We start from the raw sequence: 14,417 nt of genomic DNA on the forward strand, positions 1-14,417 counted from the left end.
CTGATATCTTCAGGGGAACACGGCCTACTCCCTGATGGGGATGCCGTCATGAAATTCATTGAATAATCAATTAAATAAGAACTCTGGATAACTGAATCTGGCAACGCTTAATGATTGACACCAATCGTTATATATTGACATACATAGCGATCATCTCTACCCTTAATCATCATACAATTATAATTCGTACCCTTCAGACGGAGACGTGAGTCGCTCTCGCCTCATTCCACTTTCACCAGTCTGAAATTAAAACTCATGCGCTTAACGAAACTCGCTTTATTGACCGGGGTTATTCCCTGCACCTCATTGTTTATGGCGATGACCGCCCATGCCGAAGAGACCATGGTGGTCAGCGCCGCGCCGCAGGCCAACGCAGAATCTCTTGATGACAATACCCCTGCAGCACAAAAGCAGGCGACGCTGGGTAACCTCGGCAAACGCAAGCTTCTCGATGCACCGTGGGCGGTACAAACCATGTCGGATTCTCTGATTCGCCAGCAGCAGCTCAGCAGCGTTAAAGACGTTTACCGCTATATGCCTTCCGTACAGGGCGAAGGCGTGCGCCCGCAAACCCGCGGCATGCAGGGTAGCGTAGTACAAAACAGTATGATTGATGGCCTTAACGTAGTCTCAACCACCGAATACCCGGCGGAGCAGTTCCAGCGTATCGAGGTGTTGAATGGTATGGCGGGCGCGCTGTACGGGCCGGCTAACCCAGCGGGGATGTTTAACCTGGTATCAAAGCGGCCAACCGATGTTCCGCTGCGTCGGGTAACCGTCGGCGGCGGCACCGGTTCGGGTGCCAACGCAGCGCTGGATCTGAGCGGACCACTGGATGCTGGTGACCGGGTTAAATATCGTCTCAACCTGATGGATCAGGATGGTAGCGGCTATACCCACGGCAGCCGCCAGCGCAATCAGTATGCCGGGCTGGCGCTGGATTTTCAGCTGACCGATAAAACCGTGCTTGAGAGCAACTTCAGCTACTATCACTTCTATCAAAAAGGGATGCCCGGCAGCTTTGCTCTCGCCAAAGGCACCCATTTCCCGTCGGCATTGGACCCAACGAAAGACAAATATGGCCAGTATTACGCCGGGAATGATGACACCACCACCACCGGTAGCCTGCATATCAAACATGACTTTGACGGCAACTGGCTGCTGGATGTTGGCGTGCTGCGTCAGATTGCCGATCGCGAATCCACCGCCGTCACCAATACGCTCACCGATAATAAAGGCAACTACACCACTACGACTGCCAACTCTGCCGCCAGCCGTTTTACGATCAACAGCTATCTGGCGAACCTCACCGGCAGCGTGGAGACCGGATGGCTACAGCACGATCTGGCGTTCGGCATGCGCGGTTTTGTGTGGAAAAACTATAATCCGCGCAGCGGCGGCACCCAGACGCTGGGCAGTTCCTCGCTAAACGATAATCCGACGTTTGAGCGCCCAAATTATCCTGATTTCACTGACCGCTATCATTCAGCCACTACCACCCAGCACGTGTTTCTGCTGAGCGATACGCTGACCTTTAACCCGCAGTGGAGCCTGCTGCTTTCCGGCAGCGAAAACCTGTTTACCGTCAGCAACTACAACAAAAGCAGCCAGCGCAGCAGCAAAAGCGATGATAACGGCGTCAGCGGTTCCGCCAGCCTGATGTATAAACCGATTGATAACGTCACCCTCTATACCACCTGGGCCAACAGCATGCAGCAAGGCGATAGCGCGCCAACCGGTGCTAATAATGCCGGTGAAGTGCTCGACCCCTACCGCAGCCACCAGATTGAAATCGGTGCCAAATATGCGCCGACACAGGATTTGCTGCTAAGCACCGCGCTATTTCAGGCTGAACGTCCGTTTGCTTATACCAACAGCAACGGCGATTTCGCTCAGGACGGTACGCAGAAAAACCGCGGGATCGAGCTGATGGCCGATGGTCACGTCACCCGTAATCTGCGCCTGTTTGGCGGCGCGACCTGGCTTGACCCACGCCTGCATGACACCTCAAGCGCCAACGCGGATGATAAACAGGTCGTTGGTTTGCCGCGCTTCACCGCCAACATGCTGGCGGTTTACAGCATCCAGCAGCTGCCAGGCCTCGACGTGAATGGCAACATTCATTATGTTGGCCGCCGCGCGACCGATAACGCCAACGACAGTTGGGTCGGCAGCTATACCACTGTCGATCTTGGCAGCAACTATCGCACCCGGTTGTTCAATACCGACACCACCTTTAGGTTAGCAGTCACTAATATCACCAATCGTCACTACTGGACCAACATCGTTCCCGGCGCGTTAACCGGCTATACCGGCGCCGGATACGCCAGCGCGCAATTAGGCGCGCCGCGTGAAGCGACGGTCTCAGTGCAGTTCGACTTCTAAGGAGCCCAATGAAAAAATTAGCTGCTGGTTTACTCTGCGCTTTTCTGGCCTTCCCGGCGCTGGCTTCCCGTCAGGTGACCGACGATGCCGGACACAACGTTACCCTTCCCGACAGCGTGGACAGGATTGCCGAAGGCTGGTACGCCCACCATTCGCTGCTGATGACGCTGGGAGTGGGCGACAAAATTGTCGCTACCGTCAACCGCCCTGACGCGCGCCCGTGGATGTTCCATATTGCGCCGAAGCTGCATCAGGCACTGATCGCTCGCGGGCCGCACTTCACCAGCGAGGCACTGCTCGCCCAGGGAGCCCAGGTGGTATTTGTCGCGAAAGATAACGGTGACGCCGCCGCATTTCGCCAGGCGGGCCTGCCGGTTATGGAGATGCGTTTTACCGACTATCCTTCGCTACAGCACTCGTTAACCACCACCGCGCAGGTGATTGGGAGTCAACAGGCTCTGGCGCGGGCTAGCGAATATAATCAATATCTTCAATCAGTTATTGATAGCGTCGGGCAAAAAACAGCGTCACTCAGTGATAATGAACGCCCACGAGTACTGCATATTCAATCGCTGAAGCCGCTGAAAGTTGACGGCAGCCATACGCTGATTGACACCTGGATCCGCCTGGCGGGAGGTCAAAACGTCGCAGAGGAGATTAATGGCAACATGCAGGAGGTTTCGCCGGAAAAAGTGCTGGCCTGGCAGCCGGATATTATTATCCTCGGCCCCGGCAGCGGCGACTGGCAGACATCGGCCTGGGCTGGGCTTTTTGCCAGCCTGAAGGCGGTGAAAAACGGTAAGGTGGTGCAGAATCCGTCAGGCGTTTTCCCGTGGGATCGTTATGGCACCGAAAGCGCATTGCAAATTCAGTGGGCAGCAAAGCTGTTTCATCCTCAGCGCTTCGCCAATGTTGATATGGTGAGCGTCACCCGTGATTTCTATCAGCGCTTTTTTGATTATCCGCTTAATGAGAAAGAGGCTGGGCGGATTTTACAGGCGCTACCGCCGCAACAGTAAGTCAAAACCCCAGGCCACAGGCCCGGGGTTCAGATTGCTGACAAAGTGCACCTTTCTGGAATTGCCCGGTGGCGGCTAGCGCCTTACCGGGCCTACGAAAAATGCACAATTTGTTGATATTGTGGGTTTTGTAGGCCGGGCAAGGCGTCAGCCGCCGCCCGGCAGAAACGCGAGCACAATCTTTAAAACTGGTTTGTCATCAGTCTCAACCCCAGGCCCGGGGTTCCTTTTATCTTATCCAGATAGTCAGCAAAATAATGATGACCGCAATCATCACCACCCGAATAAACACGTTATCCAGCGGAGTTTTTCGCATTATCTTTTCCTCACTCTATGATTTGCCGGAGGGCCAACAGCAGTACCAGTAAACCCACCAGGAAAAACATCAGCGCGATGAGGTTGTCTGGAGAACGATTCATCTCGACACCTCCTTTTCATCAGAACCACTGACCGAACCGTTTGATATAGAAGCGCTTCATCCCTTGCGCCACCAGGCAGTAGCTCAGCAGCGTGGCAACCAGCCACGGGAAGTAGCTCAGCGGCAGCGGCTCTAATCCCACCATCGCCCCCAGCGGCGAGAACGGGATATAGATACCCAGCGCCATAATCAGCACGGTGGTCAGCAGAACCGGCAGCGTGGCGCGGCTCTGGATAAACGGGATCTTCTGCGTTCTCAGCATATGCACAACCAGCGTCTGCGACAGCAGCCCTTCGATAAACCAGCCGGACTGGAACAGCGCCTGCGCTTCGACATTATTCGCCGCAAACACGTACCACATCAGCGCAAAAGTGGAGATATCGAAGATGGACGACGTCGGGCCAATCCACAGCATAAAGCGACCGATGTTTTTCGCATCCCACTTACGCGGTTTGCGCAGAAACTCTTTGTCCATCTTGTCCCACGGCAGCGACAGCTGGGACAGATCGTACATTAGATTCTGGATCAACAGATGGATCGCCAGCATCGGCAGGAACGGGATAAACGCGCTCGCGACCAGCACCGAAAAGACGTTGCCGAAGTTAGAGCTGGCGGTCATGTTCAGGTACTTAATAATATTGCCGAAGGTCTCACGCCCCTTGATGACGCCCTCTTCCAGCACCATCAAATCTTTTTCCAGCAGGATGATATCGGAAGCCTCTTTGGCGATATCCGCCGCACTATCGACGGAGATCCCCACATCAGCGTCACGCAGCGCCGGTGCATCGTTAATACCATCACCGAGGAAGCCAACGGTATGGCCGTTTTTCTGCAATGTTTTCAGAATGCGTGATTTCTGTAGCGGCGTCAGTTTGGCGAACACCGCGCGCTTTTCTACTTCGCGCTCCAGTTCGTTATCCGTCATCGCTTCGATCTGCGCCCCGGTCAAAATGTCGTGCGCATCAATTCCTACTTCAAGGCAAATACGCGCTGTCACCACCGGGTTATCACCGGTTAACACTTTCACCGCTACGCCGTTATCACGCAGCGCGGTAATCGCTTTTCCCGCGCTCTCTTTCGGCGGGTCGAGGAAGGTCAACATTCCTTCGACCGTCAATCCCTGCTCATCGGCAGTACTGAGCGGAGTTGTCAGAGCGGCATCATCCAGCTTGCGGGTCGCCAACAGCAGGACGCGGAAACCCTGAGCGTTGTAGTCCTCAGTTTTGGCTAACAGCAGATCGCGACGGGTTTCATCCAGCTCGACCACCTTATCGCCTTCGCGCAGATGCGTCGCCACCATCAGCATCTCTTCAACTGCGCCCTTGCAGATCAGGCTTTTGTCGCCATGACGCACATCTTCTACCGAGACCGACACACGGCGACGCACAAAGTCGAACGGCAGTTCATCGAGCTTCACAAAGCGTTCTTTCGTCGAGGGGGAAATCCGCCCTTCGCCAAAACGCAGCACCGCTCTGTCCATCAGATTACGCGCGCCGCTCTGGCTGCTGCTGTTCAGCCACGCCAGGGTCAGCACCCGGTCGCTCTCGGCGCCGCTCACATCGAGATGATGCTCAAGAATGATATTGTCCTGAGTCAGGGTGCCGGTTTTATCGGTGCACAATACGTCCATCGCGCCAAAGTTCTGAATGGCGTTCAGACGCTTGACGATCACTTTGCGCCGCGACATGGCGATAGCGCCTTTCGCTAAGTTTGAACTGACGATCATCGGCAGCATTTCCGGCGTCAGGCCCACCGCGACCGCCAGGGCGAATAATGACGCCTCGACCCAGTCGCCTTTGCTGAATCCGTTGATCAGCAACACAATAGGCACCATCACCAGCATAAAGCGGATCAGCAGCCAACTGACGCTGTTCACTCCGCGATCGAACGCCGTCTGGGTACGGGTTCCAACAATGGATTTCGCCAGTGAACCAAACCAGGTACGGTTTCCGGTCGCCACAACGACCGCCTGCGCCCTGCCGCTGGTGACGTTGGTACCCATCAGGCAGATGTTGCCCAGTTCAAGCAGGCTTTTATCCTTGTTCGGCGAAGGTAGCCGATCGCTGTCCTTGCCGGAGACGCTGGCCATCACGTCATATTTCTCAACCGGTAGCGACTCGCCGCTGAGAATCGACTGGCTGACAAACAGGTCCCGCGACTCCAGCAGACGAACGTCCGCCGGAACCAGGTCGCCCGCAGCGAGGAAAATCACATCGCCCGGCACCAGTTCTTCAATAGGAATCTCTTCCTGAACCGGGCCGATATTGCCCGGGCCGCGACGCAGCACCGTGGCGGTAGTGCGAACCATCGATTTCAGCGCCTGCGCCGCCTTGTTGGTGCGAAACTCCTGCCAGAAACGCAATAACCCGCTCAGGCTGACCATCGTCACAATAATGATAATTCCGGTCAGATCGGTCTCTTCGCCGTTACGCAGCGGTAGCCAGTAATCGGTCACGAAGCTGACGGCGGCCAGCGCCATCAGGACATAGATAAACGGGTTATTGAATGCCTGCAGAAGCTGGATCAGCGCCGGAGGTGCCTGTTCATGCGCAACCTCATTGCGGCCATAATCCTCAAGCCGCTCAAAGGCATCTTCCGTTGTCAGCCCCTGACGGCTGCTGTTTAGCCGCGCCAGCGTATGGTCCGGGCTGTTAAACGCCTCAGTCTCAATTGCGAAGCTCTTTTTATGCTGCTTATCATTTTCTGACGCAGACCGGTTTACTTTCCGGTTTTCTATTTTCATGTCAGTCATGATTGTTCCCCAAATTTAAAACGTGTTTGTCCCTGCATAAAATATCTATGCATAATGTATTTCTTTTGCTATTAAGCGCGTATTACTTTAGGCCTATGGGAATATCCATCATTCCCTCCTTATGCGACCATTCGCAGGGTAATTGAATTAAGAAAGCGTTAGTGAAATATAAAAAAGCAGCAAGCATCCTTCCATTTTACGGGAAGAAAAAAACTGCCAATTTTAACGATGACGCGACAAAACCTCGCCCTGACAGGCGATTAGCGTCGAAGATGTGGTGGAGGAAACAGCGTGTTTTTAAACATGAACATAACGATTATCCTCGCAGCAGCGCTGCGTTTACTTTATATGGGATGCAATCGTCAATAACAGGAGGATTGCTGCCCGCCGGGTGGCAAGCAGCGCAGAAGAAATAGCGTCAGCTTGCCTTGATGTTTAAGTAAGGGTGACTGTCCAACATATTTCTCCTGATTGAATTTGTGCTCATTATAGTCACTCAATTATTTGAGTAAAGTTAAAATGTCGCTCTGGTGATGGTTTGTTTAGAATTATCTAATAGCTAAAATTATTTGATCATTTGACGTTACAGAAAAAGAACTCAGGCCCCCATTCCGCTTCCCCCGGTGGTTTGCTTCAAATCCTGCCGCCTGTGTCGCTTAAAACCAGCGTATTCACGAACACTTTCACATTTCATCAACATTTTCCGCTGCACAGCGTCGTTAAGAGAAGCGATTAAAAATTTAAAACTATTAACAATCAATTAACATTAGCAGGCAAACATTTTATCTGAGGAAAATAATAATATGTCTACCACCCAGGTTCTGGGCGACGCCACGTTCGCCTCCCCAGGACAACCCCACGCCAGCTTAACCGCTCGCATCGATGCGCTGCCCGCCTCCATCGGCCTGTGGTCTTTTATCACTCTGCTGGCGCTGGGCGGCTTCTTCGAGCTGTACGATCTTTTTCAGACCGGGTATATCAGTACCGGACTGTTGGCAGAGGATATTTTCCATACTGGCGAGAACGGCATCTTTGGTATCTCCGACCAGGCGGCTTTCGCCTCATCCACCTTTCTGGGGCTGTTTATCGGTGCCAGCCTGCTTGCACCGCTGGCGGATAAACTGGGGCGACGCCACACCTTTATGTTTGCGCTCGCCTGGTACGGCATTTTTTCATTGATTATGGCTTTGCAGAACAGCGCCGAAGGGGTAATTTTCTGCCGCTTTCTGGTCGGGATCGGCCTAGGTATTGAGCTGGTAACCATCGACACCTATTTAAGCGAATGGGTACCGACGCATCTGCGCAACAAAGCCTTCGCTTTCGCTTTCTTTATCCAGTTTTTATCGGTGCCTGCGGTAGCGCTGATGTCATGGATGCTGGTGCCGCTCACCCTTTTCGGCCTCACCGGCTGGCGCTGGGTGATTATCTTCGGTGCTCTTTGCTCCCTGGTAATTTGGGTTATTCGCAAAAAGCTGCCGGAGTCAGCGCGCTGGCTGGATGAAAAAGGCCGTCATGAAGAGGCGCACGAGGTGATGTGCGAAATGGAACAGCGCTGCGGCGTTTCTCCTTCCCCCCGCCACCATGTCGAAAAACAACCGTCTCAGCGCAAAATGGGGGCTTTCAAAGAGATCTGGGCTCCGCAGTACCGCAAACGCACCATCATGCTGATGGTGATGAACTTCTTCCAGGCAATCGGCTTCTTTGGTTTTGGTAACTGGCTGCCCGCGCTGCTTTCCGGCCAGGGGGCAAGCATCACCCATAGCCTGCTGTATGCGTTCTTTATTACGCTGGCCTACCCGATTGGCTGCCTTTTCTGCACCCGCTTCGTACATCGCTTCGAAAACAAATGGCAGATAGTTCTCTCGGCGCTGATGACCGTGGTGTTCGGCACCCTGTTTGCGCTACAAAACAGCCCGGCGCTGCTGGTGATTTGCGGATTTATGATCACCTGGTCCAACGCCTGGCTGACCATCAGCTACCACGCCTATCAGGCTGAAGTGTTCCCGACACGTATTCGCGCACGGGCGGTAGGTTTCTGCTACTCCTTCAGCCGCCTGTCGACGGCGATCACCAGTATTCTGATCGGCATTATTTTGCAATATGCCGGTACGCCAGGCGTCATCAGCTTTATTGTCGCCAGTATGCTGATGGTGATGCTGTCAGTGGGAATTTTTGGTCCAAAAACCCGGGGAATTAGTCTGGAAGATATCTGATAGCGAGCGCCACTCTATGCCTGACAGAACACACGTCAGGCTTGAATTTATCCAGTCGCAGATGGCAGGCTAAGAGCGAGTAGTCGCTAATCAGGTAGGAAAAATGGATCATCCTTCAGCAAAAAACATCGTCGCGCTGTATGAAAAGCAGTGGGCCACGTTTCAGACCCTGCGCTCTACCAGCCTGTTTGAAAAGCCGTGGCTGGACAGATTTCTCAGCATCATCAAGCCTGGAGGAGCGATCCTGGATATTGGCTGTGGCAATGCCTCGCCGATTGCCGAATATCTGCTCAGCCGGGGTTTTCGCGTGACGGGTGTTGATGCTTCGCCGTCAATGATTGCCCTGTGTCAGCAGAAATTCCCCGCCGGCCGCTGGCTAACCGGAGATATGCGCGAACTGGCGCTGGCAGAAAAATTTGATGGCGTGCTGGCGTGGGACAGTTTTTTCCATCTTCCGCGGACCGATCAGCGCAGGATGTTTAGCCTCTTCGCCGCCCATGCTGATGACGGCGCGGCGTTGATGTTTAATACCGGTACCAGCAACGGCGAGGCGATCGGCCTGTTTGCTGGCGAGCCGCTTTACCACTCGAGCCTGGCATCGGAGGAGTATCAGGCATTGCTACAACAATATGCTTTCAAGGTGGTGAAACATAGCGTGGAGGACCCGCAGTGCGGTGGCCGCACGGTCTGGCTGGCGGCTAAGCGCGGCTAGCTTACCGACTCGCCAAAAATCCTTTGCGCATCGGCAAAACATTTTTCCGCCAGCGACGATACCGGTTCTTTGTTGCGCATAATCAGCGCCAACATCGAGTCGATTTCAGTCTCCGCGATGGGTCTGATGTCCAGATTATCGCTCAACGCTTCAAGACCGTTATTGAGCGGCATGATCGCGCAGCAGATCCCGGCCTGCACCGCCTGGATAATCTGAAAAGTAGAGTCGCTTTCGAAGACGTACTTCGGCGCCAGCCCCTTGGCCTTAAAGCTCATTTCTATCGATTCGCGGTAGTACATGCCCTTCGTCAGAAACCCCAGCGGCAGCGCGGCCAGCGTCTCCCATTCAGGAGTCGTATCCTCAAACTGATAGTGACGCTTATCATGCAGCAAACCCATGCGGGTATTTGGCAACCAGACCACATTAAACAATTGGCTATCGACGTGGTGCAGATAGCAGATCCCAAGATCCAACTGGTTGCGGCTAACGCCGTCGATGATCTGCTCCGAAGTCATCGATAGCAGGCTGAACTGTAGCTCCGGGTATTTATCCGCCAGCGGTTTAATCAGTTGCATCGGATTCAGGCTGGCTAACGGCACCATTCCGACTCTTAACTGACCTACCATCTGCCCGCGACAAATCGCCGCCTCCGCTTCCAGCCCGTCGTGCGCTGCCAGCAGCGCTCGTGCCCACGCCAGAATGCGTTCCCCTTCCGGGGTAAATCCCTCAAACCGCTGCCCACGCTGGATCAGCGTCAAATTAAGTTCTTCTTCAAGATTGCGAATACGCATAGAAAGCGTGGGCTGAGTGATATAACAGGCCGCCGCGGCCTGGCCGAAATGACGCGTCCGGTCGAGCGCAATCAGATATTTAAGCTGTTTGATATCCATCAGTTACCCAGTGTGTTTGCGCTTTCTCATTGTGCTGTAAACACAGCAGAAAATGTTAGTTAAATGTTATGTGCAGCGTTGACGAAATTCAAGCGCCGTTCGGCTGTTGCTGGTCCCACGTTCACAGGGCTACACTCATGCCATGCACTGGCAGGAGAAACCGTTGAAAACTCGCCTTCATCACGTTCAGCAGCACCGGCTAACTCTGCCGGGGCTGGAAGCCATGTCGTTAGTCACGGAACAGAGCTTTCCGCGCCATTCGCACGATCAATTTGGTATCGGCATTTTCACTCATGGCGCGCAGCACTCGTGGAGCCATCTTGGCAAAATCGAGGCCGCCGCCGGAAATATAATTATGGTCAACCCGGGAGAAATGCACGATGGCATTCCGCTGGATGGTCCCCGCAGCTGGCAGATGGTTTATCTCAACCCTGAACGGGTTGCTGGCGAATTTCAGGGAGAGAGGAAGGCCGAAGATATTCTCCTGCGCCCGGTCGTTGAGGACCCGCAGCTGCGCGGGCTTATGCAACGGCTTTTTAGCGAGATTACCGCCCTTGTGACCGACGATATTGCAGTGGAAGAGGCGCTGCTGCAATGCCTGATGCGGGTCACTCGTTTTCATCTCTGCACCAGGTCGCCTGATAAATGCGACTCTCCGGCTGTTGCGCTGGCCAGACAATATATTGATGATGCCCCTGAAGAGAAAATCTCTCTCGACGTTCTCGCCGCCCTGAGCGGTATCAGCCGCTTTCAACTGATCCGCGGCTTCGCACGCGAAACCGGCATCACGCCGCACGCCTACCTGATACAGTCCCGCGTGCGATTGGCACGCCGTCTGTTAGCGGCTGGCCATTCACCCGCTGACACCGCGCTGATGGCCGGTTTTGCCGATCAAAGCCATCTCACCCGTGCCTTTCAAAAACAGTTCGCCATGACGCCAGGACGCTATCAGGCGCTCCGTTAGCTGGCGGCGTGCAATTTTGTTCAATACCGACGCGACGCTTTCATAAATACTCAGGCCTTCGATTCTTTACGCCAGGAACTACGTTATGTCGTTAATCAGCCCTGAGTTTCTTCTGACTTCACTTATTGTGGTTATCGCCCCCGGCACCGGGACGCTTTACACCATCGCCACCGGTTTATCGAAGGGAAGGCGCATGAGCTTTGCCGCGGCCTTCGGCTGCACGCTGGGCATTATTCCGCATATGCTTGCGGCGATAACCGGGCTGGCGGCGATCCTCCACAGTACGCCCGGCGCATTCGAACTGGTGAAATATGCGGGCGTCGCCTGGCTGCTGTATCTGGCGTGGGCCACCCTCACCCAGCGCGGTAGCCTGAGCGTGGAAAATAGCGAGAGACGCAATCTACTCCAGGTGATTACCCACGCTATCCTGATCAATCTGCTTAACCCCAAACTGCCGCTCTTTTTTCTCGCCTTTTTGCCACAATTTATCCACAGCGACTCAGCTTCCCCGATCAAGGAGATGCTGATATTAAGCGGAATATTTATGCTGATGACGCTGCTGATTTTCATGCTCTATGGCGCATTTTCAGCGGCGATGCGCGGATATGTGCTAACACGCCCCAGGGTCTTACAGGGACTCAGAGTGAGCTTTGCCGCCGGGTTTGTCGGGCTGGGTATTAAGCTTATTCTGGCGCAAAAGTAGCGGAGCACCCACGGCGGTAAATACGCCGTGGGTGAATATTGACCTAACGAATCCCTTCCAGCGTACGGATCTCTTTCGAGCGTAGCGTCAAGCGAATAGGCGCCGATTTATAAGAGGGCGTGCCGCTCTCTTTATCGAGATAATCCAGTGGCACCAGGACGTTAGCTTCGGGATAGTAAGCCGCGACGGTGCCCGGCGCGATGCTGTAAGCGACCAGCGTGATATCTTCCAGCCGCTGGTGATTACCCGGCAGCGCGGAGCGAATATCCACCCGGTCGCCGTGCTCGAACCCCTGCTCCGCCATATCCTGCTCATTCATAAACAGCACATCGCGACGGCCAAAGACGCCGCGGTAACGGTCGTCCATGGCGTAAATCGTGGTGTTGTACTGATCGTGGCTACGCAGCGTAACCAGACGCATCACGTCGTCACCATCAACTTGCTGGTTTTCGTGCACGCCGTGGAAAACCGAGAACATCGCTTTGCCGGTCGGCGTCGGCCAGATACGTTCTGTTGGCGGCAGCGGCATTCGAAAGCCGCCGGGATGGCGAATACGCTGGTTGTAATCATCGAAACCCGGGATCGTCTGCTCGATCAGGTCGCGGATCTTGTCGTAATCGGCGACCAGCCCCAGCCAGTCAATTTTACTCTCCGGTAGGGTCGCCATGGCCATCGCAGCAACAATCGCCGGTTCAGAGCGCAGCTGCGGTGAACCCGGTTTTAGCTTGCCCGACGAGGCATGAACCATCGACATCGAATCTTCCACGGTAATCGACTGACGCCCCGTCTGCTGGATATCCAGCTCGGTACGCCCCAGACACGGCAGAATAAAGGTCTCTTTCGCCACCAACAGATGCGAGCGGTTAAGCTTGGTGCCAATATGCACGCTTAGATCCAGGCTTCGCACCGCCGGGAAAGCGCGCTCATGATCCGGCATCGCCACCGCGAAGTTACCGCCAAGGCACAGCAGTGCTTTTGCTTCACCGTCGATCATCGCCTGTAGCGCTTTTACCGCATCGTGACCATGCTCCTGCGGCGGCGTGAATCCGAACACCCGTTGCAGGTTGGCAAGGAACTGGGCGCTCGGTTTTTCGGTAATGCCCACGGTGCGGTTGCCCTGCACGTTGGAGTGGCCGCGCAGCGGGCAGATCCCGGCCCCTGGCTTGCCAATATTGCCACGCATCAACAGCAGATCGGCAATCAGGCGTACGTTCGAAGTGCCCTTGTTATGCTGGGTGATGCCCATCCCATAGGTAATAATGGTGGCGTTCGATTTGGCATAAGCCAGCGCCACGCGTTCAAGACTGTCGCGCGTCAGGCCCGACTCGCGTTCAATATCCGGCCAGCTTGTGGCGTGCAGATCCTGCGCAAAGTCAGTGAAGCCCAGGGTATGTTCGGCGATAAACTCCCGATCCAGTACTTCGCCCTGCTCTTCTTCCATCCGCAGCAGCGCCTTCGCAATGCCCTTTAACGCCGCCGCATCGCCGCCCGCTTTAACCTGGAAATAAGTGGAGGCGATGTTGGTCGAGCTGTAGGTCGCCATCTCTATAACGTTCTGCGGATCGGCGAAGCGTTCGAGCGCCCGCTCTTTTAGCGGGTTGAAAACAATGATCGGGACACCACGGCGCGCCAGTTCGTGCAGCGTGCCCATCATGCGCGGATGGTTGGTGCCGGGGTTATGACCGATGGAGATAACCAGTTCAGTTTTCTCAAAATCATCCAGCGAAACCGTGCCTTTACCGATGCCAATAGACTGCGGCAGGCCGACGCTGGTCGATTCGTGGCACATATTGGAGCAGTCCGGGAAGTTATTGGTGCCAAATTCGCGGGCAAACAGTTGGAATAAGTAAGCGACTTCATTGGAGGCGCGCCCGGAGGTGTAAAATTCCACTTCGTTGGGTTGCATCGCGCTGAGGATTTCGCCGATGCGGGCAAACGCCTCTTCCCAGGCGAGCGGACGTAGCGTATCGCTGCCCTTATCGTAAACCAAAGGCTGGGTTAAGCGCCCGTAGCCTTCCAGTTCGAAATCGCTCTTCGCCAGCAGCGAAGTGACGGTGTTGGCCGCCAAAAACTCCGCGGTGACGCGTTTGCTGGTGGCTTCCCAGGTAACCGCTTTCGCACCGTTTTCGCAGAATTGAAACGTCGATTTATGCTCTTTGTCCGGCCAGGCGCAGCCGGGGCAATCAAAACCATCCGGCTGGTTGGTGCGCAGTAGCGTTGCGGGGGCATCAAGCGCATCCATTTGCGTGCGAACGGCGATGGCGGTGGCTTTTAATGCTCCCCAACCGCCCGCCGGGCCATCATAGGGATGGACGCCTGGGACGACACGTCTTTTATTACTCATGTTGACTCCTGATACGC

The 14,417-nt window shown here is 54.8% G+C and carries 11 protein-coding genes; 7 read left to right on the forward strand and 4 right to left on the reverse strand.

What is annotated here, in order from left to right:
* Positions 1-255: 255 nt before the first annotated feature.
* Together HV127_RS22055 and HV127_RS22060 are read left to right on the forward strand one after the other, a co-directional pair.
* Complete coding sequence (locus HV127_RS22055) at positions 256-2,385, forward strand: TonB-dependent siderophore receptor (RefSeq protein ID WP_182238778.1); 2,130 nt, start codon at positions 256-258, stop codon at positions 2,383-2,385.
* 8 nt (positions 2,386-2,393) lie between these two features.
* Positions 2,394-3,404, forward strand: a complete 1,011-nt coding sequence (locus HV127_RS22060; RefSeq protein WP_182238780.1) for an ABC transporter substrate-binding protein — start codon at positions 2,394-2,396, stop codon at positions 3,402-3,404.
* A 326-nt stretch (positions 3,405-3,730) separates the two neighbouring features.
* Here the strand turns inward: HV127_RS22060 and mgtR are convergent, their stop codons facing one another.
* The gene (gene mgtR, locus HV127_RS22065; protein WP_182238782.1) at positions 3,731-3,823 is read right to left on the reverse strand and encodes a protein MgtR; all 93 of its coding nucleotides are present in this window, start codon (positions 3,821-3,823) and stop codon (positions 3,731-3,733) included.
* Between the two features lie 18 nt (positions 3,824-3,841).
* Positions 3,842-6,574: a magnesium-translocating P-type ATPase gene (gene mgtA, locus HV127_RS22070; protein WP_182238784.1), complete on the reverse strand. Its 2,733-nt coding sequence runs from the start codon at positions 6,572-6,574 to the stop codon at positions 3,842-3,844.
* Between the two features lie 161 nt (positions 6,575-6,735).
* Between mgtA and HV127_RS22075 the strand changes: the two genes are divergently transcribed.
* From HV127_RS22075 to HV127_RS22085, 3 genes are all read left to right on the forward strand, one after another.
* Positions 6,736-6,990 carry a hypothetical protein gene (locus tag HV127_RS22075; RefSeq protein ID WP_182238786.1) on the forward strand — a complete coding sequence of 85 codons (255 nt, stop codon included), beginning with the start codon at positions 6,736-6,738 and terminating at the stop codon, positions 6,988-6,990.
* Positions 6,991-7,377: 387 nt separating this feature from the next.
* A complete protein-coding gene (locus tag HV127_RS22080; RefSeq protein WP_182238788.1) occupies positions 7,378-8,787 on the forward strand; it encodes an MFS transporter in 1,410 nt (469 codons plus the stop codon).
* A 103-nt stretch (positions 8,788-8,890) separates the two neighbouring features.
* Positions 8,891-9,499, forward strand: coding sequence for a class I SAM-dependent methyltransferase (locus tag HV127_RS22085; protein ID WP_182238790.1), 609 nt, complete (start codon positions 8,891-8,893; stop codon positions 9,497-9,499).
* Here HV127_RS22085 and HV127_RS22090 read toward each other — a convergent pair.
* Positions 9,496-10,389 (reverse strand): LysR family transcriptional regulator, encoded by an 894-nt coding sequence (locus tag HV127_RS22090; protein WP_182238792.1) that lies wholly within the window; start codon positions 10,387-10,389, stop codon positions 9,496-9,498. The genes HV127_RS22085 and HV127_RS22090 overlap by 4 nt on opposite strands.
* A gap of 163 nt (positions 10,390-10,552) precedes the next feature.
* On the opposite strand from HV127_RS22090, the gene HV127_RS22095 reads away from it, so the two are divergent.
* Complete coding sequence (locus tag HV127_RS22095; RefSeq protein ID WP_182238794.1) at positions 10,553-11,353, forward strand: AraC family transcriptional regulator; 801 nt, start codon at positions 10,553-10,555, stop codon at positions 11,351-11,353.
* A gap of 85 nt (positions 11,354-11,438) precedes the next feature.
* Positions 11,439-12,056 carry a LysE family translocator gene (locus tag HV127_RS22100; protein WP_182238796.1) on the forward strand — a complete coding sequence of 206 codons (618 nt, stop codon included), beginning with the start codon at positions 11,439-11,441 and terminating at the stop codon, positions 12,054-12,056.
* A gap of 43 nt (positions 12,057-12,099) precedes the next feature.
* Here HV127_RS22100 and HV127_RS22105 read toward each other — a convergent pair whose 3' ends face one another.
* On the reverse strand, positions 12,100-14,400 hold the full coding sequence (locus HV127_RS22105) for an FdhF/YdeP family oxidoreductase (RefSeq protein WP_182238798.1): 2,301 nt from the start codon (positions 14,398-14,400) through the stop codon (positions 12,100-12,102).
* Positions 14,401-14,417: the final 17 nt, after the last annotated feature.

It is taken from the genome of Klebsiella sp. RHBSTW-00215 (assembly GCF_014103785.1).
In the GTDB taxonomy this organism is placed as follows: domain Bacteria; phylum Pseudomonadota; class Gammaproteobacteria; order Enterobacterales; family Enterobacteriaceae; genus Klebsiella.

Coding starts and splice junctions, on each gene's coding strand:
- HV127_RS22055 (WP_182238778.1), top strand. CDS start 256: ATGCGCTTAACGAAACTCGCTTTATTGACCGGGGTTATTCCCTGCACC.
- HV127_RS22060 (WP_182238780.1), top strand. CDS start 2,394: ATGAAAAAATTAGCTGCTGGTTTACTCTGCGCTTTTCTGGCCTTCCCG.
- mgtR (WP_182238782.1), bottom strand. CDS start 3,823: ATGAATCGTTCTCCAGACAACCTCATCGCGCTGATGTTTTTCCTGGTG.
- mgtA (WP_182238784.1), bottom strand. CDS start 6,574: ATGACTGACATGAAAATAGAAAACCGGAAAGTAAACCGGTCTGCGTCA.
- HV127_RS22080 (WP_182238788.1), top strand. CDS start 7,378: ATGTCTACCACCCAGGTTCTGGGCGACGCCACGTTCGCCTCCCCAGGA.
- HV127_RS22085 (WP_182238790.1), top strand. CDS start 8,891: ATGGATCATCCTTCAGCAAAAAACATCGTCGCGCTGTATGAAAAGCAG.
- HV127_RS22090 (WP_182238792.1), bottom strand. CDS start 10,389: ATGGATATCAAACAGCTTAAATATCTGATTGCGCTCGACCGGACGCGT.
- HV127_RS22100 (WP_182238796.1), top strand. CDS start 11,439: ATGTCGTTAATCAGCCCTGAGTTTCTTCTGACTTCACTTATTGTGGTT.
- HV127_RS22105 (WP_182238798.1), bottom strand. CDS start 14,400: ATGAGTAATAAAAGACGTGTCGTCCCAGGCGTCCATCCCTATGATGGC.